A 22,472-nucleotide genomic window follows, 5' to 3' on the forward strand; every position below is an offset into this window, starting at 1 on the left:
GCAGGGGGGAGGAAGGGGCCCCGGTACGGCGTGCGGCCGGCCGGGGCCCCGCGCTTGACGCGGCTCGGTGTCTCAGCATCCAGGACAGTCGCATAAGGGGTTCACGCGCCTGTCGGGGTCCATTACCCTGGACTGAGAAGTGCATCGTAATGAACGTCGACTCTCCTGGACCGCCCGTGACCACCCCCAGCACCTCGCAGTCGGCGCCGACGCCCACGGCCGCCCCGGTCTCCGTGCCCGCCGCCACCGGCCTTCCGGGCCGACTCGGCTCGCTCGGGCCCGTCGGGCTGGTCCTTGCCGGAGGGATCTCCGTGCAGTTCGGCGGGGCCCTCGCGGTGACCCTGATGCCCCGGGCGGGTGCGCTCGGCGTGGTGACCCTGCGGCTGCTCGCCGCCGCGGTGATCCTGCTCGTCGTCTGCCGGCCCCGGCTGCGCGGTCACTCCCGCACCGACTGGGGCACGGTGATCGTCTTCGGCATCACCATGGGCGCGATGAACGGTCTGTTCTACGAGGCCGTCGACCGTGTCCCGCTGGGCCTCGCCGTCACCCTGGAGGTGCTGGGACCGCTCGCCCTGTCCGTGCTGGCCTCCCGGCGTGCGATCAACGTGCTGTGGGCGGGGCTGGCGCTGGGCGGCGTCTTCCTGCTCGGCGGCGGGAACTTCAGCGGCCTCGACCCCGTGGGTGTCGGCCTGGCCCTGGGCGCCGGCGCCATGTGGGCCACCTACATCATCTTCAGTGCCCGTACCGGCCGCCGGTTCCCGCAGGCCGACGGGCTCGCCCTGGCCATGGCGGTCGCGGCCCTGCTGTTCCTCCCGCTGGGCGTCGCCGACGCCGGCGGCAGGCTCCTGGACCCCACCACCGTCGCCCTGGGTTCGTCGGTCGCGGTCCTCTCCTCCGTCCTGCCCTACACCCTCGAACTCCTCGCGCTGCGCCGCCTGCCCGCGCACACCTTCGCCGTCCTGATGAGCCTGGAACCGGCCATCGCCGCCGTCGCCGGCTTCCTCGTCCTCGGCCAGGCCCTGTCGGCAACCCAGGCGGCCGCCGTCGCCCTGGTCATCGCAGCGAGCATCGGCGCGGTCCGTTCCCAGGTGGGACGCGGCCGGAAACCGGCGGTCGCCGCCCAGCAGGAGCCGGTCGTCGGCGTTCGGCCCGAAGGGAACGGCGGCGCGTCCTGACAGCCGTTCGCCGGTCGCGCTGGATCTTCTGCACGGTCTGGGCGTCGGGCCGAATTCATGCAAGCGTGCTTGATTGTTTCTCAGCCCGCTGCCATGCTCCTCCCCATGTCCGATCCGACGCCCGTCATCGACGACCTGGGTGAGGAGAGTGCGGAACTCGACCGGCTGGTAGCCGAGTTGGGTACCGAGCAGTGGGCTCTCGCCACCCCCGCGCCCCGCTGGACCGTCGCCCACCAGATCGCCCACCTCGCCTGGACCGACCACTCCTCGCTGCTGGCCGTGACCGACCAGGACGCCTTCTCCCGCGAGGTCGAGAAGGCGCTGGCCCAGCCCGGGGACTTCGTGGACAACGGGGCGGAGGAAGGCGCCGCCAAGCCCCCCGCCCGGTTGCTGGCCGACTGGCGGGCCGGGCGGGAGGCCCTGGACCTGGCGCTGCGCGCGGCGCCCGCACGGGCGCGTTTCCCCTGGTACGGCCCCCCTATGTCGGTCGCCTCCATGGCCACCGCCCGGCTCATGGAGACCTGGGCGCACGGCCTGGACATCGCGGACGCGCTCGGGGTGACCCGCGCCCCCACCGACCGGCTCCGGCACATCGCCCGGCTCGGCGTCCGCACCCGCGACTTCGCCTTCGGTGTGCACGGGCTGCCCGTGCCGTTCGAGGAGTTCCGGGTCGAGCTGACCGCACCGTCCGGCGACCTGTGGACGTACGGCCCCGAGGACGCCGACGACCGGGTCACCGGCCCCGCCCTCGACTTCTGCCTCCTGGTCACCCAGCGCGCCCACCGCGCCGACCTCGCCCTCGAAACCGTCGGCCCCGACGCCGACCGCTGGCTGGACGTCGCCCAGGCCTTCGCCGGCCCGCCCGGCGCGGGCCGCCCCCCGAAGGGCGGCACCGGATGACCCTGCGCATTGGCAACGCCTCCGGCTTCTACGGCGACCGCTTCGACGCGCTGCGCGAGATGCTCACCGGCGGCGAACTCGACGTCCTCACCGGTGACTACCTCGCCGAGCTGACCATGCTCATCCTGGGCCGCGACCGGCTCAAGGACCCCGGCGCCGGATACGCCCGCACCTTCCTGCGCCAGCTGGAGGACTGCCTGGGCCTCGCCCACGAGCGGGGCGTGCGGATCGTCACCAACGCCGGCGGCCTCAACCCGGCCGGACTCGCCGCCGCCGTACGGCAGCTGGCCGACCGGCTCGGCATACCTGTGCGTGTCGCCCATGTGGAGGGCGACGACCTCACCGCCGACCACCCCGGCAGCCTCGCCGCCCACGCCTACCTCGGCGGCTTCGGGATCGCCGAGTGCCTGCGGGCCGGCGCCGACGTCGTGGTCACCGGCCGGGTCACCGACGCGGCCCTGGTCACCGGGCCCGCCGCCGCCCACTTCGGCTGGCACCCGGACGCGTACGACCGGCTCGCGGGCGCGGTCGTCGCCGGGCACGTGCTGGAGTGCGGGACCCAGGCCACCGGCGGCAACTACGCGTTCTTCGCCGAGGCGGTGGCCGCCGGGCGGGACCTGCGGCGGCCCGGCTTCCCGCTCGCCGAACTCCACGAGGACGGCAGCTGCGTCATCACCAAGCACCCCGGCACCGGCGGCTTCGTCGACGTCGGCACGGTCACCGCCCAGCTGCTCTACGAGACCGGCGGAGCCCGGTACGCGGGACCCGACGTCACCGTCCGCCTCGACACCGTACGGCTCAGCCAGGACGGCCCGGACCGGGTGCGGATCGAGGGCGTCCGCGGCGAGGCACCGCCCCCCACCCTCAAGGTCGGCCGCAACCGGCTGGGCGGCTTCCGCAACGAGGTCGTCTTCGTGCTCACCGGCCTCGACATCGAGGCGAAGGCCGCCCTGGTGCGGGAGCAGATGGCCGACGCGCTCGCGGTCGCCAAGTCGGCTCCGGAAGAGGTCCGCTGGGAGCTGGTCCGCACCGACCGCCCCGACGCGGACACCGAGGAGACCGCCAGCGCGCTGCTCCGGCTCGTCGTCCGGGACCGCGACCAGGAGGCCGTCGGCCGGACGCTGAGCGGAGCCGCCGTGGAACTGGCGCTCGCCGGCTACCCCGGCTTCCATGTGCTCGCGCCCCCGGGGAAAGGCGCACCCTATGGGGTCTTCGAGGATGTGTACGTCCCCCATGGCGACGTGCCCCATATGGCCGCCCTCCATGACGGCCGCCGGATACCTGTGCCGCCCGCCCAGGACACCCGCGTACTGCAGGATCCGCCCGCACCCCCGCTGCCCGAGCCGTACCCGGCCGGTGGTCCCACCCGGCGGGCGCCGCTCGGACTGGTCGCCGGGGCCCGCAGCGGGGACAAGGGCGGGAACGCCAACGTCGGTGTCTGGGCGCGCTCGGACGAGGCCTGGCGCTGGCTCGCGCACACCCTGACCGTCGACACCTTCCGCCGTCTCCTGCCGGAGACCGCCGAGCTGCCGGTCACCCGGCACCCGCTGCCCAACCTCCGCGCCCTCAACTTCACCGTCGAGGGCATCCTCGGCGAGGGGGTGGCCGCCCAGCACCGCTTCGACCCCCAGGCCAAGGCCCTCGGCGAATGGCTCCGCTCCCGCCACCTGGACATTCCGGAGGCTCTGCTGTGACCGTCCTCTCCTCGGCGCTGGACACCGCCTCGCCGGACTACCGGGCGAACCGCGACGCCATGCTCGCCAAGCTCACCGACCTGGCGGCCGAGCACGCCAAGGCCCTCGCGGGCGGCGGCGCGAAGTACGTCGAGCGGCACCGAGCGCGCGGCAAGCTCCTCGCCCGCGAGCGCATCGAACTCCTCCTCGACCCCGACACCCCCTTCCTGGAACTGTCCCCGCTGGCCGCCTGGGGCAGCGAGTACGCCGTGGGCGCCTCCCTGGTCACCGGCATCGGGGTCGTCGAGGGCGTGGAGTGCCTGATCACCGCCAACGACCCGACCGTGCGCGGCGGCGCCAGCAACCCCTGGTCGCTGAAGAAGGCCCTGCGCGCCAACGACATCGCCCTCGCCAACCGGCTGCCCTGCATCAGCCTGGTCGAGTCCGGCGGCGCCGACCTGCCCTCCCAGAAGGAGATCTTCATCCCGGGCGGCGCCGTCTTCCGCGACCTCACCCGCCTCTCGGCCGCCGGCATCCCCACCGTCGCCGTCGTCTTCGGCAACTCCACCGCCGGCGGCGCCTACATCCCCGGCATGTCCGACCACGTGATCATGGTCAAGGAGCGCGCGAAGGTCTTCCTCGGCGGACCGCCCCTGGTGAAGATGGCCACCGGGGAGGAGAGCGACGACGAGTCGCTGGGCGGCGCGGAGATGCACGCGCGCGTGTCGGGCCTCGCCGACCACTTCGCCGTCGACGAACCGGACGCGCTGCGCCAGGCCCGGCGCGTGGTGGCCCGCCTCAACCACCGCAAGGCCGTTCCCGACCCCGGCCCGGCCGAGCCGCCCAAGTACGACCCCGAGGAGCTGCTGGGCGTGGTCCCCGGCGACCTCAAGATCCCCTTCGACCCGCGCGAGGTGATCGCCCGGCTCGTCGACGCCTCCGACTTCGACGAGTTCAAGCCGCTGTACGGCAGCAGCCTCGCCACCGGCTGGGCGAGCCTGCACGGCTACCCGGTCGGCATCCTGGCCAACGCGCAGGGCGTGTTGTTCAGCCAGGAGTCCCAGAAGGCCGCCCAGTTCATCCAGCTCGCCAACCAGCGCGACATCCCCCTCCTCTTCCTCCACAACACCACCGGCTACATGGTCGGCAAGGAGTACGAGCAGGGCGGCATCATCAAGCACGGCGCGATGATGATCAACGCGGTCAGCAACAGCCGCGTCCCGCACCTCTCCGTCCTCATGGGCGCCTCCTACGGCGCCGGGCACTACGGCATGTGCGGCCGCGCCTACGACCCCCGCTTCCTGTTCGCCTGGCCCAGCGCCAAGTCCGCCGTCATGGGCCCGCAGCAGCTCGCCGGCGTCCTCTCGATCGTCGCCCGCCAGTCGGCCGCCGCGAAGGGCCGGCCGTACGACGAGGACGGCGACGCGGCCCTGCGCGCCATGGTCGAGCAGCAGATCGAGGCCGAGTCGCTGCCCGCGTTCCTGTCCGGCCGGCTGTACGACGACGGCGTCATCGACCCGCGCGACACCCGCACCGTCCTCGGCCTGTGCCTGTCCGCCATCCACACCGCCCCCTACGAAGGCGCACGCGGCGGCTTCGGCGTCTTCCGGATGTGAGGGACCACGTGATCTCGACCCTGCTCGTCGCCAACCGCGGCGAGATCGCCTGCCGGATCTTCCGCACCTGCGCCCAACTCGGCATCCGCACGGTCGCCGTGCACTCCGACGCCGACGCGAACGCCCTCCACGCGCGCGTGGCCGACACCGCCGTACGCCTGCCGGGCGCCACACCCGCCGACACCTACCTGCGCGCCGACCTGGTGGTGAAGGCCGCCGTGAGCGCCGGCGCGGACGCCGTGCACCCCGGGTACGGCTTCCTCTCCGAGAACGCCGACTTCGCGCGCGCCGTCCTCGACGCCGGCCTGGTCTGGATCGGCCCGCCGCCGGAGGCGATCGAGGCGATGGCCTCCAAGACCCGCGCCAAGGAACTCATGGGGATCGCCCCGCTCGGCGAGGTCACCGAGTCCGACCTGCCGGTGCTGGTGAAGGCGGCCGCCGGCGGCGGCGGGCGCGGCATGCGCGTCGTGCGCCGCCTCGACGAACTTCCCGCCGCGCTGGAGGGCGCGCGCGCCGAGGCCGCCGGCGCCTTCGGCGACGGCGAGGTCTTCGTCGAGCCCTACATCGAACGCGGCCGCCATGTGGAGGTGCAGATCCTCGCCGACACGCACGGCACGGTCTGGCCGCTCGGCACCCGCGACTGCTCGCTCCAGCGCAGGCACCAGAAGGTCATCGAGGAGGCACCCGCGCCCGGCCTCCCCGAGGACCTGGTGAAGGAACTGCACGCGCTGGCCGAGCGCGCCGCCCGCGCCGTCGCCTACGTCGGCGCGGGCACCGTCGAGTTCCTCGTCGCCGACGGCACGGCGCACTTCCTGGAGATGAACACCCGCCTCCAGGTGGAACACCCCGTCACCGAGGCCGTGTTCGGCCTGGACCTCGTCGCCGAGCAGATCCGCGTCGCCGAGGGCCACGCTCTCCCCCTCGACCCGCCACGCGCACACGGCCACGCGATCGAGGCCCGCCTCTACGCCGAGGACCCCGCCCACGACTGGGCCCCGCAGACCGGCACCCTGCACCGCCTCGCCGTACCGGACGGCGTCCGCCTGGACACCGGCTACACCGACGGCGACGAGATCGGCGTCCACTACGACGCGATGCTCGCGAAAGCCGTCGCCCACGCCCCCACCCGCGCGGAGGCCCTGCGCAGACTGGCCCACGCGCTGGAACGGGCCACCCTGCACGGCCCCACCACCAACCGCGACCTCCTCGTCCGCTCCCTGCGCCACGAGGAGTTCGCGACGGCCCGGATGGACACCGGCTTCTACGACCGTCACCTCACCGCACTCACGGCCCCCGCCGCCGACCCGCACGCCCCCCTCGCCGCCGCCCTGGCCGACGCCCACGGCCGCTCCCGCTTCGGCGGCTGGCGCAACCTGCCCTCCCAACCCCAGACCAAGCGCTACCTGATGGCCGGCGAGGAGCACGAGGCCCACTACCGGCACACCCGCGAGGGCCTCACGGCGGAGGGCGTACGGGTCGTGCACGCCGACGCGCGTCTCGTCGTCCTCGACATCGACGGCGTGCACCGCAAGTTCGCGGTGGCGCGGTACGGCGACCGGATCCACGTCAACAACCTCACCCTCACCGCCCTGCCCCGCTTCCCCGACGCCGGGGCCCAGCCGGCTCCGGGGTCCCTGCTGGCACCGATGCCGGGGACGGTCGTACGGATCGCCGAGGGGCTGGCCGAGGGAGCATCGGTCGAGGCCGGCCAACCGCTGCTCTGGCTGGAGGCGATGAAGATGCAGCACGTCATCTCCGCTCCGGCATCGGGCACGCTCGACGCCCTGCACGTGACCGAGGGCCAACAGGTTGAGCCCGGCTCTCTACTGGCGGTAGTAAAGGCGCCCCTTTAGGGGCGCTGGGGGTACCCCCGGCCGAAGGCTGGGGGAGGAACTGCGCGACCAGCCACGACGCACCTGCACCCGCACCCGAAGGAGTCACCATGAGCCCCCACATAGAAACCGGCGAACACAAGGCACTCCGCGCAGCGGTGGCCGCCCTCGGCGCCAAGTACGGCCGCGACTACATCACCCGCACCATCGCCGAAGGCCGCCCCCCGACCGAACTCTGGCAGGAAGCCGGAAAACTGGGCTACCTCGGCGTCAACCTCCCGGAGGAACACGGCGGCGGAGGCGGCGGCATCACCGAACTCTCCATCGTCCTGGAGGAACTCGGCGCCGCGGGCTCCCCCCTCCTCATGCTCGTCGTCTCACCCGCGATCTGCGGCACCGTGATCGCCCGCTTCGGCACCGACGAACAGAAGCGGACCTGGCTGCCCGCACTCTCCGACGGCAGCCGCCTCATGGCCTTCGGCATCACCGAACCCGACGCCGGCTCCAACTCCCACCGCATCACCACCACCGCCCGCCGCGACCCGGCGAGCGGCGACTGGCTGCTCACCGGCCGCAAGGTCTTCATCTCCGGCGTCGACATCGCAGACGCCGTCCTGATCGTCGGCCGCACCGAGACCGTGTCCGCCGAAGAGGGCCGCACCGGAAGCCTCAAGCCCTGCCTGTTCATCGTCCCCACGGACGCCGAGGGCTTCCAGAAACGCCCCATCGACATGGAACTCAACGCCGCCGAGAAGCAGTTCGAACTGACCCTGGACGACGTACGGCTCCCGGCCGACGCACTCGTCGGCGACGAGGACGCGGGACTCCTCCAGCTCTTCGCCGGCCTCAACCCCGAGCGCATCATGACCGCCGCGTTCGCCATCGGCATGGGCCGCTACGCCCTGTCCAAGGCGATCGGGTACGCGCGCGACCGTACCGTCTGGAAGACACCCATCGGCGCCCACCAGGCCATCGCGCACCCCCTCGCCCAGGCGCACATCGACCTCGAACTCGCCCGCCTGATGATGCAGAAGGCGGCACACCTCTACGACGCGGGCGACGACATCGGCGCCGGTGAAGCCGCCAACATGGCGAAGTACGCGGCGGGGGAGGCCTGCGTGAAGGCGGTCGACCAGGCCGTGCACACCCTCGGCGGCAACGGCCTCACGCGGGAATTCGGACTCGCCTCGTTGATAACCGCCGCGCGCGTGGCGCGTATTGCTCCGGTGAGCAGGGAGATGATTCTCAACTACGTCTCCCACCAGACCCTCGGCCTGCCCAAGTCGTACTGAGGCCCCACTCAGGTCCCGCGCAGGCCGAACTGAGGCCCGAGGCCGCCTTGGAGGAACCGTGTTCCGCAGCGAGTACGCAGACGTTCCGCCCGTAGAACTGCCCATCCACGAAGCCGTGCTCGGCCGGGCCGCCGAGTTCGGCGACGCCCCGGCCCTCATCGACGGCACCGACGGCACCACCCTCACCTACGCCCAACTGGACCGGTTCCACCGGCGGATCGCCGCCGCGTTCGCCGACGCCGGCGTCCGCAAGGGCGACGTGCTCGCCCTGCACAGCCCGAACACGGTCGCCTTCCCGACGGCGTTCTACGCGGCCACCCGCGCGGGCGCCGCCGTCACCACCGTGCACCCGCTCGCCACGCCCGAGGAGTTCGCCAAACAGCTCAGGGACTCCGCGGCCCGCTGGATCGTCACCGTCTCACCGCTCCTGGAAGCCGCCCGCCGGGCCGCCGAACTCGCCGGCGGCATAGCGGAGATATTCGTCTGCGACAGCGCACCCGGCCACCGCTCCCTGATCGACATGCTGGCCAGTGAGGCCCCCGAGCCCCAGGTCGCCATCGACCCCGTCGAGGACGTCGCCGCCCTGCCGTACTCCTCCGGCACCACCGGTGTCCCCAAGGGTGTGATGCTCACCCACCGGCAGATCGCCACCAACCTCGTCCAGCTGGAACCCGCCGTCCCGGCCGGCCCCGGCGACCGCATCCTCGCCGTCCTCCCCCTCTTCCACATCTACGGCCTCACCGCCCTCATGAACGCGCCGCTGCGCAAGGGCGCCACCGTCGTCGTCCTGCCCCGCTTCGAACTGGACACCTTCCTCGCCGCCATCCAGAACCACCGCATCACCGGCCTCTACGTCGCCCCGCCGATCGTCCTCGCCCTCGCCAAGCACCCCGCGGTCGCCGACTACGACCTGTCCTCCCTGAAGTACGTCATGAGCGCCGCCGCCCCCCTGGACGCCCGCCTCGCCGCCGCCTGTTCACAGCGGCTCGGCCTGCCGCCGGTCGCCCAGGCCTACGGCATGACGGAACTCTCGCCCGGCACCCACGTCACCCCGCTCGCCGCCCTGGACCAGGCACCGCCCGGCACCGTCGGCAAGCTCATCGCCGGCACCGAGATGCGCATCGTCTCCCTCGACGACCCCCGCAAGGACATCGGCACCGGCGAACCCGGCGAGATCCTCATCCGCGGCCCCCAGGTCATGAAGGGCTACCTCGGCCGCCCCGACGCCACCGCCGACATGATCGACACCGACGGCTGGCTGCACACCGGCGACGTCGGCCGCGTCGACGCCGACGGCTGGCTGTTCGTCGTCGACCGGGTCAAGGAACTCATCAAGTACAAGGGCTTCCAGGTGGCCCCCGCCGAACTGGAGGCCCTGCTGCTCACCCACCCGGGCATCGCCGACGCCGCCGTCGTCGGCGACTACAACGAGGACGGCAACGAGATCCCGCACGCCTTCGTCGTCCGCCAGCCCACCGCCGCCGGCCTCACCGAGAACGAGACCATGCTCTACGTCGCCGAACGCGTCGCGCCCTACAAACGCGTCCGCAAGGTCACCTTCATCACCGGCGTGCCCCGCGCGGCCTCCGGAAAGATACTCCGCCGCGAACTGCGCGCCCTCGCCAAGGCCGGGGCACCCGAGGAGAGCCCATGACGCTGATCGGACGGACCCACACGCGTGCCGTCACCTCCCTCAGCCTCGACGCCACCACCACCCGCAACGCCCTGTCCGCCGCCCTCGTCGCCGAACTCGCCGACGCCCTCACCGACTGCGCCGGGGACCCCGGTGTCCGCGCGGTCGTCCTCACCCACACCGGCACCACCTTCAGCGCCGGCGCCGACCTGCGCGACCCGCCCGACCCCGACGCGCTCGTCGGCCTGCTCCGCCAGATCGTCGCCCTGCCCAAACCGGTCGTCGCCCGCGTCACCGGCCACGTCCGCGCGGGCGGCCTCGGCCTGCTCGCCGCCTGCGACATCGCCGCCGCGTCCACCGGGTCCACCTTCGCCTTCACCGAGGTGCGCATCGGAGTCGCCCCCGCGGTGATCTCCCTGCCCCTCCTCCCGCGCACCGACCCCCGCGCCCTCGCCCGCTACTACCTCACCGGCGAACGCTTCGACCCGCCCGAGGCCGTGCGCCTGGGCCTGATCACCACCACCGCCGACGACGTCGACACCGCCCTCACCCCCGTCCTCGACGGCCTCCGCCGCTCCGCACCCCAGGCCCTGGCCGAGACGAAACAGCTGCTCACGGCTAGGGTGCTGGAGACATTCGACCGGGACGCGGCCACCCTCACCGCGCTCTCGGCCCGGCTGTTCTCCTCCGACCAGGCCCGCGAGGGGATGACAGCCTTCCTCGAACGACGGGACGCGGCGTGGGTGGTGTGAACAGAGGTGCGGGTGCCGGTGCGGGTACTGGCGTGAGCACGGCCGAACGCGCCCCCAAACAGGACCGCAGCCGGGCCACCCGGCAGCGGCTCCTGGAAGCCGCCGTCGCCTGCCTCGCCGAACACGGCTGGACCGGCTCCACGGTCGCCGTCGTCGCCGAACGCGCCGGCGTCTCCCGGGGCGCCGCCCAGCACCACTTCCCGACCCGGGAGGACCTCTTCACGGCCGCCGTCGAATACGTCGCCGAAGAACGCTCCACGGCCCTGCGCGCCCTCTTCCCCGAAGGCACCACCGGCGACCGCCGGGCCGTCGTCTCGGCCCTCGTCGACCTCTACACCGGTCCCCTCTTCCGCGCCGCCCTGCACCTCTGGGTCGCCGCCTCCAACGAGGACCAGCTCCGCCCCCGCGTGACCGAACTGGAGGCCCGGGTCGGCCGCGAGACCCACCGCATCGCCGTCGACCTCCTCGCCGCCGACGAGACCCGCCCCGGCACCCGGGAGACCGTCCAGGGCCTCCTGGACATGGCACGCGGCCTGGGCCTGGCGAATCTCCTCACGGACGACAGGGCGAGACGGGAACGGGTGGTGACCCAGTGGGCGGCACTGCTGGACGAGATTCTTTGAGAATCAGGGCGCGCAGCGCCTGATTCCCAGGGGCGCGGGGAACTGCGCGACCAGCCCCCACCGGCCCGTACTCGCCCATGCACCCCAAGAGGCGACTCAGTGGGCGATGTCCACATACCCCTCGATGTCCTGCGGCTTGCGCACCCCCGGCCCCCCATACCGCGCCGACGGCCGCACCAGCCGCCCCGTCCGCTTCTGCTCAAGAATGTGCGCCGACCACCCCGCGGTCCTCGCACACGTGAACATCGACGTGAACATGTGCGCCGGCACCTCCGCGAAGTCCAGCATGATCGCCGCCCAGAACTCCACATTGGTGGCCAGCACACGATCCGGCCGCCGATTGTGGAGCTCCTCCAGCGCCGCCTTCTCCAACGCCTCCGCGATCTCGAACCGCGGCGCCCCCAGCTCCCGAGCCGTCCGCCGCAGCACCCGCGCCCGCGGATCCTCCGCCCGGTACACCCGGTGCCCGAACCCCATCAGCCGCTCACCCCGGTCCAGCGCCCGCTTGACGTACCCCACCGCGTCCCCGGTCCGCTCGATCTCCTCGATCATCCCGAGCACCCGGGAGGGCGCGCCCCCGTGCAGCGGCCCCGACATGGCCCCCACCGCACCGGACAACGCGGCCGCGACGTCCGCACCGGTCGACGCGATCACCCGCGCCGTGAAGGTGGACGCGTTCATCCCGTGCTCGGCGGCGGAGGTCCAGTACGCGTCCACGGCCGCCACGTGCCGGGGATCCGGCTCACCACGCCACCGGATCATGAACCGCTCGACCACCGAGTGCGCCTTGTCGATCTCCCGCTGCGGCACCATCGCCAGCCCCTGCCCACGCGCGGACTGGGCGACGTACGACAGCGCCATCACCGCGGCCCGCGCCAGGTCGTCCCGGGCCTGCTCGGCGTCGATGTCGAGGAGCGGCTTCAGCCCCCACACCGGCGCGAGCATGGCCAGCGCCGACTGGACGTCCACCCGGATGTCACCCGAATGGACGGGGATCGGGAACGGCTCGGCCGGCGGCAGCCCCGGATTGAACGCCCCGTCGACGAGCAGCCCCCACACGTTGCCGAACGACACGTGGCCGACCAGGTCCTCGATGTCGACGCCCCGGTACCGCAGGGCGCCGCCCTCCTTGTCCGGCTCGGCGATCTCCGTCTCGAACGCGACGACTCCTTCGAGCCCGGGTACGAAGTCCGACATGGGGCGGCTCCTCAGGGGTGTAGGCGGAGGCACATGCACCATAACCCCGAGTGCCATAAATGGGGACCCCAGCGGCACTCAGTGCCACACTCTGTGCCGTCCGCCGGTGCCGCGCAGGGCGATACGGCAAGATGACCGCGTGACCGATCGCGACGCCGCCGCCTCCGACGAACCCCTCCTCGACCCCGCCGCGATGCGCAAGCACTACCGGGCCGAGGGATTCGAGGAGCACGACCTGGCCGCACACCCCATGGACCAGTTCACTCGCTGGTTCGAACAGGCCGCGCGGGCCGCCGCCGACGGCATGATCTACGAACCCAACGCGATGGTCGTCGCCACCGCCGACGCCGAGGGCCGCCCCAGCTCACGCACCGTCCTCATGAAGCAGTACGACAGCCGCGGCTTCGTCTTCTACACCAACTACGACTCCCGCAAGGCCCAGGACCTCGCCGCGAACCCCTACGTCTCGCTGGTCTTCCCCTGGCACGCCATCGCCCGCCAGGTCGTCGTCACCGGCACCGCCCGCCGCACCGGCCGCGACGAGACCGCCGCCTACTTCCGCACCCGCCCGCACGGCTCCCAGCTCGGTGCCTGGGCCAGCACCCAGTCCACGGTCATCTACTCCCGCGCCGAACTCGACGCCGCCTACGCGGAGCTCAGCGCCCGCTACCCCGAGGGCGAACAGGTCCCGGTCCCGCCGCACTGGGGCGGCTTCCGCATCGCCCCCCAGACCGTCGAGTTCTGGCAGGGCCGCCAGAACCGCCTCCACGACCGCCTCCGCTACGTCGCCGACCCCGACGGCACCTGGCACGTGGAACGCCTCAGCCCCTGAGCCCCCAGGGACCTGCCGGCCCCGAAAACGCAGACGACCCGCGAGCTCGGGTCCCTCCGCCGTACGGCGGAGAAGCCGGCCGGACGTACCGGCGAGCTCGCGGGTCGGGTGACTGCTTGGGATTGGGCCGGCTGCACGTGTCTGTCACGTGCTGGTCCGGCACCGCACTGGGTGTGGTGACGGGCCGCTAGCCCGCAGCCACCTCACGCGTCCGGTTGTCGTACATCTGCCGAACCACCTCCCTTCTCGTGTACCTCACACCCTACGAAGCCGACTGAAGGCGCTCAAGGGATTTTTTGTAGGTGACGGGCCGTGGCAAGACCTCTAGCGTCCCAGCCATGAAGAGCGCAGGGCGACGGGAGAGGGCACGTGGGTGAGCTGAGGGTGGTTTCGGTGGACGGGGGCGGGGCGTTGGAGGAGTGGCGGTATGTGCACAACGTCGTCGTGCCGCCGGCGGCGATGTCGGGGGAGGAGGCGGCGGAGCGGCTGGCGCGGGGGTATCGGTTGGAGAACGCGTACGCCGGGGACGTGCTGGTGGGGTGTTCGACCGTGCGGCCCGCGGTCGGTGGGGTGGTGACGGTGATCGCGCGGGTGCTGCCGGAGTTCCGGCGGCGGGGGTTCGGGGCGTCTTTGTACGAACACGCTCTCGGGCACGCGCGCGTGCCGGGTGTCGAGGCCGTCGAGACGTGTGTGCTGGCGGCCAACGAGGACGGGCTGCGGTTCGCCGAGTCGTACGGGTTCGTCGAGGTCGAGCGGTATGTGCTGGACGGGGAGAGCGACGAGTGGGTGGATCTGCGGCTCGCGCTGTGACGCGGTGGCCGGGGGCGGCTTGCAACGATTCCTTCAATCTTGCGGGAACACAGTGTGGGCTGCGTCACGTTCGAGTTGAATGAAGGCAGCGAGTGAGCCTGATGGGGGTCCAGGTGAGTGCTTCCCGGCGTAGTGGGGCCACGGACGAGCTGGGGCCCGACGAGCCCGAGCCGGAACCGGAGCGCGATGCTCCGGAGGACTCGGGCGGCTCCGACCTGCTCGCCGCGCTGCTCGACGGTATGGACGCGGCGCTGTGCGCGTTCGACGCGGACGGTTTCGTCACGCACTGGAACCGTGAGGCCGAGCGGATCCTCGGGTGGACGGCGGCCGAGGCGGTGGGCCGGCACGGGTTCGCCGGGTGGGCGGTGCGGGAGGCCGACGCCGACGAGGTCGAGGGGCGGCTGCTGTCCGCCATGCACGCGCCGGGGCGCCAGGTGCACGAGTTCGCGCTGCTCACCAAGGACGGCGGGCGGGTCCTGGTACGGACGCAGTCGGCGGCGGTACGCGGGCCGGACGGGAAGCCGGCGGGGGTGTACTGCGCGTTCAGCGAGGTGCACACGCAGATCGACCTGGAGCGGTCGATCGCGCTGAGCGAGGCGCTGTTCGAGGACGCGGCCTGGGGTGTCGTGCTGGTGGACGCGGATCTGCGGCCCGCCGTGGTCAACGCGCACGCCGCGCGGGCGCTTGGTATCGGGCGTACGTCGGCGCTCGGACGGCCGCTCGGGGAGTTGCTCGCGCAGGGTGTGGAGGACCTGGAGAGCGCGCTGACGCACGTGCTGGCCGAGGGGGCGCCGCCCGCGCCGGCCGAGATGTGGGTGAGCGTGCGGACGGCGGAGGGCGAGCAGCGGCGCTGCTGGCGGTCGGGGTTCCTGCGGCTGGCGTCGCCGTTGGCGGAGGAGCCGGTGCCGCTCGGGGTCGGCTGGCTGTTCCAGGACGTCACGGAGGCCAAGCAGGCCGAGCAGGAGGCGGCGACGCTGCGCTTCCGGGCCAACCAGCTGCACCGCGCGGCCCGTGCGGCCGCCGACTGCGAGGATCCGGCGGAGGCGGCCACCGTCCATCTGGACTTCGCGCTGGCCGGGTTCGCCGACCACGCGGTGATCGACCGGGTCGTGGGCGGGTCCCGGGCCGACGGGGAGGTGGGGCCGGTCCGGCTGGTGCGGATCGCGGCCACGCCGTCCGGTACGCCGGGGCCGAGCATGCTGACGGGGGCGGCGGGGCTGCCGGTGCGGTACGAGGAGGGGCATCCGGCGTTGCAGTGCGTGGCGCGGGCCGGGAGCGTGCGGGCGGACGCCGGTTCGGTGCCGTTGGACCGGGCGCGGGCCTGGGCGCTGGACCGGCAGTGGCCGGGTGACGTGGTGCACGCGTTGTGCGCGGTGCTGCGCAGCCGGGGGCGGACGCTGGGTGTGGTGACGTTCCTGCGCGGCTCGGGCCGTAACCGCTTCGAGCGGCCGGACGCGACGTACGCGGAGGACGTGGCGGTGCGCATCGCCACCGCGCTGGACCTGGCCCATCTCGTGAGGGAGCGGCAGCCGTAGCGGCAGCCGTCGCGGGGGTGGCGGCGGCGCCGGTGGTGGCGGTGGTGGTGCCGGCCGTGGGGCTTCAGTGCTGGTAGAAGATGCGGTCGCGGTACTCCTCGAACACGCGGGCGTTCCATTCGTGGCCGCCGTCGACGTTGCCGGAGCGCAGCAGCGGGGGTTCGGTGCCGCGGTCGGCGAGGGTGGCCGCGGTGGTGGCGAGGACCGCCTGGAGCAGGGCGCTGGTGACGACCGTGGAGGCGGGGGCGAAGGGCGCCGGGATGGTGTCGAGGGTGAGTTCGGCGTCCCCGACGGCGATCTTCGAGTCGAGGACGACGTCGCAGTGGTCCTTGAGGTAGGTGCCGGAGCTGTGCCGGGAGGTGGTCTGCGCGGCGTACGCCACCGACGTCACGCCGATGACCCGGACGCCGCGGCGGCGGGCCTCGGCGGCCATCTCGACGGGCAGGGCGTTGCGGCCGGACAGGGAGATGATCACGAGGGCGTCGCCGGGGCGCAGGGGTGAGGTGTCGAGGACGGCGGTGGCGAGTCCGTCGACGCGTTCGAGTCGGGAGCCGAGGGTGGCGGGCATGACGTCGACGCCGACGAGGCCGGGGGCGGCGAGGAGGTTCATCAGGGCGAGGCCGCCGGCGCGGTAGACGACGTCCTGGGCGGCGAGGGAGGAGTGTCCGGCGCCGAAGGCGAACAGCCGGCCGCCGGAGGTGACGGTGTCGGCGAGGAGGGTGGCGGCGGTGGTGATGGCGTCGGCCTCTTCGTCGCGGACGCGTTGCAGGAGGCTGATGGCGGCGTCGAAGAACAGGTCGGCGGGCGTGCCGTCGCTCATGCGGGCCCCTTTGCGCGGTCGGCGTCAGCGGCTGTGTTGGTGCCGCGGATCACCCTCAGGTCTGGACCAGGGCGGTGTCAATATGGCCGGTGGTTCCGTGCGGGTGGGCGCGGCTGAATGAGACACGGCTGGGCAGCGCCCCTTTGGGGGCGCGGGGAACTGCGCGGTCGGCCCCCACCGGCCCGCAGTCGAAGGTCGGCCCCCGCACCCCCCGTTTCCGCGGTGTCCCCCGCTTGTCGGTGGGATCCGGCAGAATTGGGGGCAGGGCCAGCGCACGCGGCCGGGGCTTCCGGCAGAGGTAATCGAGGGGCACGAATGTCCGGACTGATCGACACCACGGAGATGTATCTCCGCACCATCCTCGAGCTGGAAGAGGAAGGCGTTGTCCCCATGCGCGCCCGCATCGCGGAGCGGCTCGACCAGAGCGGGCCGACGGTGAGCCAGACGGTGGCGCGGATGGAGCGGGACGGCCTGGTGTCCGTCGCCACCGACCGCCACCTGGAGCTGACCGACGAGGGCCGGCGGCTGGCGACGCGCGTGATGCGCAAGCACCGGCTCGCCGAGTGCCTGCTGGTCGACGTGATCGGCCTGGAGTGGGAGCAGGTGCACGCCGAGGCGTGTCGCTGGGAGCACGTGATGAGCGAGGCCGTGGAGCGGCGCGTGCTGGAGCTGCTGCGGCACCCGACCGAGTCGCCGTACGGCAATCCGATCCCGGGCCTGGAGGAGCTGGGCGAGAAGGACGGCGCGGACCCGTTCCTCGACGAGAGCATGGTGTCGCTGGCCGACCTGGATCCGGGCGCGGACGGCAAGACGGTGGTCGTGCGCCGGATCGGCGAGCCCATCCAGACCGACGCGCAGCTGATGTACACGCTGCGGCGGGCGGGTGTGCAGCCCGGTTCGGTGGTGAGCGTGACCGAGGCGGCCGGCGGGGTGCTGGTGGGCAGTGGTGGCGAGGCGGCCGAGCTGGAGGCGGACGTCGCCTCCCACGTGTTCGTGGCCAAGCGCTGAGCGGCGTTTCCGGGTCAGTCAACTTCCTTTGTTCTCGCGGAAGTTGATGCTTCTGTCCGGTTGCCGGCCGGTGCGTGTCGAACGCGCCGAATCCAAGATCCAGTAGGCGGAATCGCAGCGCTGGAACGTTTCGCGTGCAAGGCTGTCGCGAGAGGCATATGACCTGAGGGGGGCGGGGAGGATGTGCCGAGGGCTCGGGCATGGGTTTGGCCCCGGCACCTTGCGGTGCCGGGGCCTGTCCTCCCCAGTGCTGACCCGGAGCCCCGAGCTCTCAGGGTCATTCCCGCGGACCGTTTTCCCCGAGCGGCCCGCCCCCCGCAGAAGAAATCCCCCCGGCGACGCCGATCATGCCTGGAGAGGGGTCACTCGAATGAGGGGTGTTGCCTGCCGGAACCCGATTTTCGAATAGAGGTTCGATAGTCTGCAGCGGTACCGAAGCACCACGAAGCGATACGAGGCGACAGTAGGCACGCGGAGCTAGGGGGGGTGCCAGGCCCATGGCACGGCGCATCGACGTGACGGGAGCCGGCGGCGTACACCTCGCCGCCTGGGAGTTCGCGGATCCGCCCAAGACGGAGGATCCGGACCTGTCGTCTCCCGGCGTGCTGTTACTGCACGGCCTGATGGGCCGCGCCTCGCACTGGGCGTCCACCGCCCGCTGGCTCTCCGAGCGTCACCGGGCCGCCGCCCTCGACCAGCGCGGCCACGGCCAGAGCGACAAGCCCCCGCAGGCCGCCTACACCCGTGAGGCGTACGTCGAGGACGCCGCGGCCGCCGTCGAGCAGCTGGGCCTCGCCCCGGCCGTGCTCATCGGCCACGCGATGGGCGCGCTGACCGCCTGGCAGCTCGCCGCGAAACGCCCCGAACTGGTGCGGGGTCTGATCATCTGCGACATGCGGGCCTCCGCGCTCGGCGCCGCCTCGCAGCGCGAATGGGCCGACTGGTTCAAGTCCTGGCCCGTTCCGTTCGCCACGCTCGCCGACGTGCGCAAGTGGTTCGGCGAGGACGACCCCTGGGTGGAGCGGCCGAATCCGGCACGCGGGGAGTTCTACGCCGAGGTGATGCACGAGGGACCCGACGGCTGGCGGCCGGTGTTCGACCCCGACCGGATGCTGAAGTCCCGGGAGACGTGGGTGTACGACGCGCACTGGGAGGAACTGGCCCAGGTGCCGTGCCCCACGCTGGTGGTGCGCGGGGTGGACGGGGAGCTGGGGCGGGCGGAGGCGCAGGAGATGGTCCGGGTGCTGCCGAAGGGGGAGTACGCCGAGGTGGCGGACGCGGGTCACCTGCTGCCGTACGACCGGCCGGAGGCGTGGCGGGCGGCTGTGGAGCCGTTTCTCGACCGGCTGGGGGAGTGAAGAGCGCGAGCGGAGGGGCGGCGGTGTGGTGTCGCGGCCGCGGGTGCGTCGTGGCTGGTCGCGCAGTTCCTCGCGCCCCTGGGCAGGTCGCGGGCGCCGTCAGCCTTTGCTGACCGCCGCCAGGATCTCCGGCAGGTTCGCCGCCGTGCGCGGGGCCGCCGCGCGCAGGCCCGCCCAGGTGACCGCCGCGCCGTAACCCGCCCCCACCGGCAGCAGCAGCCAGGTCCACGCCTCACCCCCCGCGCTCACGTTCAGCGCGATCGTCAGCGCGATGACGGGGGCACACAGCAGGGCCGCCGAGACCATGCCGCCGAAGATCGCGATCCATGCCAGGCCGGCCTGGCCGGGGGCCACGTTCTTGTGGCCCTCCTGGGGGATGGAGTAGGGGAAGCGGGCGGAGGTCCAGGCGCCGGTCGCCAGCATCGCGCCCAGCAGGGCGAAGGAGAGACCCAGCACCTCGGGGAGCCGGGGCCAGTCGCCCAGCAGTGCCGTGGTCAGGACGGTCACCAGCGTGGCGTACGGCAGGGTGATCACCAGCAGGGCCAGCGCCCGCCCGCGCAGTTCGGTGTAGGCGTCCCGGGCGGACGAAATGGTCAACGCCACCATCCAGAAGGCGGAGGTGTCCTGCCCGAACTGGTTGTACATCTGGATGCCGAGCATCCCGGCGGCGAAGCACGCGAAGTAGATCGAGCCGGTGCCCTGCAGGGCGTTGAAGACGGGCACGATCAGGCCGATGGCCAGCGAGGTCACCCAGGCGGCCTTGGTCTTGGGGTCGCGCCAGACGTAGCGCAGGCTGCGCGCCATGACCGTACCGGTGCGTCCGCCGGGCAGCAGCCGCCCCGTCCCGCGGCCTTCCGGCGAACGGCTCCGGACGGCCGCGTCGGGCGCCTGGAGGGTGGATCCGTCAGGTGAGGTCATCAGGCGGGTCAGTGTCCGCGCCCAGGCGCCGACGAGCAGTCCCAGCGCGGCGGCGGACAGCCCGAGCTGCAGGGCCGCCGCGCCGTACGACCCCTCGCTCGCCGACCGCACCGCGCCGATCGCCGACGCGGGCGGCACCCACCGCAGCACGTCGGCCACCGGCGCGAGCCGCCCGAGTCCGGCCGAACCGAGGCTCTGGGCGCCGAAGTTGACGAGCTGCGTGCCGACCGCGATGACCAGGCCGCTCAGCACGGCCAGGTCACGGCCCTTGCGGCTGGTGAGCAGCCGTACGTTCGCGGCGGCCACCGCGCGGGCGAGGGCCACGCAGACCAGCAGCGCGAGGACCACGGCGACGACCGTGACGCCGTAACCGGCCGCGCCGTGCGCCACCGCCAGCGCGCAGCCCACCAGCAGCAACAGGCTGAACAGGGGGCCGATGCCGACCAGCGACGCGGCCAGCAGGGCCCGGACCAGAGGGCGGGGCCGGAGCGGGAGCATCACCAGCCGGGTCGGGTCCAGGGTCTCGTCGCCGCTCGGGAAGAACAGCGGCATCACCGCCCACCCCAGCGCCAGCACGGCGGCCCCCGGCACCGCCACCGCGTCCGCGTGCGGGTTCCCGCGCAGCAGGACCAGCCCCAGCAGTTGCGCCGCGCCGAACAGCAGCGCGAGGACGGCCGACGCGACGAACGCGGCGCGTCGGCCGCCGGACTGCCGCAGCCCGTTGCGCAGCAGCGACAGCTTCAGCCGTACGACGGTGGCGGTCACGTCGGTCATCGGGCCGCCCCGCCGCCCAGCCAGTCCAGGTCGGAGGCGGTGTCCCGCCCGCTCGCCCCGACGAGTTCGAGGAACGCCGCCTGGAGGGTGGGGTGCGCCCCGCGCACCTCGGCCAGGGGCCCCGTCGCCCGGATCCGGCCGGCCGCCATCACCGCGACCCAGTCGCACAGCGACTCGACGAGCTCCATCACGTGGGAGGAGAAGACGACGGTCGCGCCGGAGGCGGTGTACCGCTCCAGCACGCCCCGGATGGTCTGTGCGGACACCGGGTCGACACCCTCGAACGGCTCGTCCAGGAAGAGGACTTCGGGGTTGTGGAGGAGAGCGGCGGCCAGCCCGATCTTCTTGCGCATGCCGGTCGAGTAGTCGACGACGAGTTTGTGCTGGGCGCCGGCGAGGTCGAGGACGTCCAGGAGCTGGGCGGCCCGCTTGTCGACCTCGGCGCCGGGGAGTCCGCGCAGGCGGCCGGAGTAGCCGAGCAGTTCCCGTCCGGAGAGCCGTTCGAAGAGACGGAGGCCTTCGGGGAGGACGCCGATGCGGGCCTTCACGGCCACCGGGTCCTGCCACACGTCGTGGCCGACGACCTCGACGGAGCCCTGATCGGGGCGGAGCAGTCCGGTCACCATGGACAGGGTGGTGGTCTTGCCGGCGCCGTTCGGCCCGACGAGCCCGACGAACTTCCCGGCGGGCAGCGACAGGTCGATCCCGCCGACGGCCACCTGCTGCCCAAACCGCTTCCAGAGCCCACGAACACGCACGGCATCGGTCATGGGCCAACCCTATGGGTGCGGCGAGCTCCGGGGGTCCGAGTGGGGGAGGCTGAGGCGGGGTGGGGACGCTTGCCGGGTGGGCGCGGCTGAGGAGAGGCGGTTGCGCAGCGCCCCGTAAGGGGCGCGGGGAACTGCGCGATCAGCCACGATGGGTCCGCAGCCGCGCACGACACAGCACCCGGCAGCGGCAGGCGCGCTACCGGTCCCTCCCGCACGCGTACGCCAACGGCGAGATCAATTCCTCCACGTCCGGCAGCCACCGGTTCGCGGCCGTCGGCCGGCACGCCCACTGCACCGCCCCCCGCGAGCCGTACCGTGTGGGCGGCGCCGGCACATACGCCCCCTCCCCGAGCGCCGTAAGGTCCAGCGACGCCGGTGACCAGCCCAGCTTCCGCACCAGGTCCGGCACCTTCGCCGACGCACCCGGCAGAACGAAGAACTGCATCCGGCGGTCGGGGGTCAGCGTCACCGGCCCCAGTGTCAGCTCCATCCGCTCCATGCGCGCCAGCGCGAGAAACCCCGCCGTCTCCGGGACGGACAGCGCGTCGAAGGTCCGCCCCGTCGGCAGCAGGATCGACGCCGTCGGCTGGTTCTGCCACATCCGGCGCGCCACCGTCGCACTGCCGGTCGCCTGCGTCGCCCAGTCCGGGTGCGCCGCGTGCGCGCCGGGCGCGCCGCACGCGACCTCGCCGCAGGAGCAGCGTTGCACCCCCTCGACCGCTTCCAGCCAGGTGCCCGGGAAGACGTCCCAGTGGCGCTCCTCGGCGTAGCGTACGGCGGTGTCCAGCAGCGATTCCCCACGCTGCTTCGGAATCTGAGCGGCGTCGGTGCCCACGATCGTCTCTTCCACGTTCAACACAACTCCCGCGTCCACCTGGAGTTACGGGCGTAGCGCGCGCGGGGGAGGAGCATCCTCTCCGCAATCGGGGCGCATGGATGCATGTGTGGGGGCGC

At 72.8% G+C, this 22,472-nt stretch carries 19 protein-coding genes; 14 read left to right on the forward strand and 5 right to left on the reverse strand.

Annotated features, from left to right (window positions below; translation table 11 throughout):
* Positions 1 to 176: 176 nt before the first annotated feature.
* The 9 genes from AB0M11_RS34860 (at position 177) to AB0M11_RS34900 (ending at position 11,496) form a co-directional block, all read left to right on the forward strand.
* Complete coding sequence (locus AB0M11_RS34860) at positions 177 to 1,175, forward strand: EamA family transporter (protein WP_365712157.1); 999 nt, start codon at positions 177 to 179, stop codon at positions 1,173 to 1,175.
* A gap of 105 nt (positions 1,176 to 1,280) precedes the next feature.
* Positions 1,281 to 2,075 (forward strand): TIGR03084 family metal-binding protein, encoded by a 795-nt coding sequence (locus tag AB0M11_RS34865; RefSeq protein WP_365712158.1) that lies wholly within the window; start codon positions 1,281 to 1,283, stop codon positions 2,073 to 2,075.
* Positions 2,072 to 3,769 (forward strand): acyclic terpene utilization AtuA family protein, encoded by a 1,698-nt coding sequence (locus AB0M11_RS34870; RefSeq protein WP_365712159.1) that lies wholly within the window; start codon positions 2,072 to 2,074, stop codon positions 3,767 to 3,769. The genes AB0M11_RS34865 and AB0M11_RS34870 overlap by 4 nt, the downstream gene beginning before the upstream one ends.
* Positions 3,766 to 5,364, forward strand: coding sequence for a carboxyl transferase domain-containing protein (locus tag AB0M11_RS34875; RefSeq protein WP_365712160.1), 1,599 nt, complete (start codon positions 3,766 to 3,768; stop codon positions 5,362 to 5,364). Before AB0M11_RS34870 ends, AB0M11_RS34875 begins: the two co-directional genes overlap by 4 nt.
* Positions 5,365 to 5,372: 8 nt before the next feature.
* Entirely contained in the window at positions 5,373 to 7,217 is a 1,845-nt protein-coding gene (locus tag AB0M11_RS34880) for a biotin carboxylase N-terminal domain-containing protein (RefSeq protein WP_365712161.1), read from the forward strand.
* Positions 7,218 to 7,306: 89 nt separating this feature from the next.
* A complete protein-coding gene (locus tag AB0M11_RS34885) occupies positions 7,307 to 8,488 on the forward strand; it encodes an acyl-CoA dehydrogenase family protein (protein WP_365712162.1) in 1,182 nt (393 codons plus the stop codon).
* A 58-nt stretch (positions 8,489 to 8,546) separates the two neighbouring features.
* The gene (locus AB0M11_RS34890; RefSeq protein ID WP_365712163.1) at positions 8,547 to 10,142 is read left to right on the forward strand and encodes a 4-coumarate--CoA ligase family protein; all 1,596 of its coding nucleotides are present in this window, start codon (positions 8,547 to 8,549) and stop codon (positions 10,140 to 10,142) included.
* Positions 10,139 to 10,873, forward strand: a complete 735-nt coding sequence (locus AB0M11_RS34895) for an enoyl-CoA hydratase family protein (protein WP_365712164.1) — start codon at positions 10,139 to 10,141, stop codon at positions 10,871 to 10,873. The genes AB0M11_RS34890 and AB0M11_RS34895 overlap by 4 nt, the downstream gene beginning before the upstream one ends.
* Positions 10,874 to 10,905: 32 nt before the next feature.
* Positions 10,906 to 11,496: a TetR/AcrR family transcriptional regulator gene (locus tag AB0M11_RS34900; RefSeq protein ID WP_365712165.1), complete on the forward strand. Its 591-nt coding sequence runs from the start codon at positions 10,906 to 10,908 to the stop codon at positions 11,494 to 11,496.
* A 96-nt stretch (positions 11,497 to 11,592) separates the two neighbouring features.
* Here the strand turns inward: AB0M11_RS34900 and AB0M11_RS34905 are convergent, their stop codons facing one another.
* Positions 11,593 to 12,693, reverse strand: coding sequence for a citrate synthase 2 (locus tag AB0M11_RS34905; RefSeq protein WP_365712167.1), 1,101 nt, complete (start codon positions 12,691 to 12,693; stop codon positions 11,593 to 11,595).
* A 139-nt stretch (positions 12,694 to 12,832) separates the two neighbouring features.
* On the opposite strand from AB0M11_RS34905, the gene pdxH reads away from it, so the two are divergent.
* The 3 genes from pdxH (at position 12,833) to AB0M11_RS34920 (ending at position 15,870) form a co-directional block, all read left to right on the forward strand.
* Positions 12,833 to 13,525 carry a pyridoxamine 5'-phosphate oxidase gene (gene pdxH / locus AB0M11_RS34910; RefSeq protein ID WP_365712168.1) on the forward strand — a complete coding sequence of 231 codons (693 nt, stop codon included), beginning with the start codon at positions 12,833 to 12,835 and terminating at the stop codon, positions 13,523 to 13,525.
* 369 nt (positions 13,526 to 13,894) lie between these two features.
* Positions 13,895 to 14,335 carry a GNAT family N-acetyltransferase gene (locus tag AB0M11_RS34915; protein ID WP_365712169.1) on the forward strand — a complete coding sequence of 147 codons (441 nt, stop codon included), beginning with the start codon at positions 13,895 to 13,897 and terminating at the stop codon, positions 14,333 to 14,335.
* Positions 14,336 to 14,448: 113 nt separating this feature from the next.
* Positions 14,449 to 15,870, forward strand: a complete 1,422-nt coding sequence (locus AB0M11_RS34920; RefSeq protein WP_365712170.1) for a PAS domain S-box protein — start codon at positions 14,449 to 14,451, stop codon at positions 15,868 to 15,870.
* A 64-nt stretch (positions 15,871 to 15,934) separates the two neighbouring features.
* On the opposite strand, the gene AB0M11_RS34925 is transcribed toward AB0M11_RS34920, so the two are convergent.
* A complete protein-coding gene (locus tag AB0M11_RS34925; RefSeq protein WP_365712171.1) occupies positions 15,935 to 16,690 on the reverse strand; it encodes an SIS domain-containing protein in 756 nt (251 codons plus the stop codon).
* A gap of 315 nt (positions 16,691 to 17,005) precedes the next feature.
* Here AB0M11_RS34925 and AB0M11_RS34930 point away from each other — a divergent pair, with 315 nt between their 5' ends.
* Positions 17,006 to 17,698 (forward strand): metal-dependent transcriptional regulator, encoded by a 693-nt coding sequence (locus AB0M11_RS34930; RefSeq protein WP_093501586.1) that lies wholly within the window; start codon positions 17,006 to 17,008, stop codon positions 17,696 to 17,698.
* 497 nt (positions 17,699 to 18,195) lie between these two features.
* Complete coding sequence (locus tag AB0M11_RS34935; RefSeq protein ID WP_365712172.1) at positions 18,196 to 19,056, forward strand: alpha/beta hydrolase; 861 nt, start codon at positions 18,196 to 18,198, stop codon at positions 19,054 to 19,056.
* Between the two features lie 99 nt (positions 19,057 to 19,155).
* On the opposite strand, the gene AB0M11_RS34940 is transcribed toward AB0M11_RS34935, so the two are convergent.
* The 3 genes from AB0M11_RS34940 to AB0M11_RS34950 form a co-directional block, all read right to left on the reverse strand.
* The gene (locus tag AB0M11_RS34940; RefSeq protein WP_365712173.1) at positions 19,156 to 20,748 is read right to left on the reverse strand and encodes a transporter; all 1,593 of its coding nucleotides are present in this window, start codon (positions 20,746 to 20,748) and stop codon (positions 19,156 to 19,158) included.
* Positions 20,745 to 21,518, reverse strand: coding sequence for an ABC transporter ATP-binding protein (locus AB0M11_RS34945; protein WP_365712174.1), 774 nt, complete (start codon positions 21,516 to 21,518; stop codon positions 20,745 to 20,747). The genes AB0M11_RS34940 and AB0M11_RS34945 overlap by 4 nt, the downstream gene beginning before the upstream one ends.
* Positions 21,519 to 21,714: 196 nt before the next feature.
* A complete protein-coding gene (locus tag AB0M11_RS34950) occupies positions 21,715 to 22,377 on the reverse strand; it encodes a bifunctional DNA primase/polymerase (RefSeq protein ID WP_365712175.1) in 663 nt (220 codons plus the stop codon).
* Positions 22,378 to 22,472: the final 95 nt, after the last annotated feature.

Origin of the sequence: Streptomyces sp. NPDC051987 (genome assembly GCF_040680735.1) — a bacterium.
GTDB lineage: Bacteria > Actinomycetota > Actinomycetes > Streptomycetales > Streptomycetaceae > Streptomyces.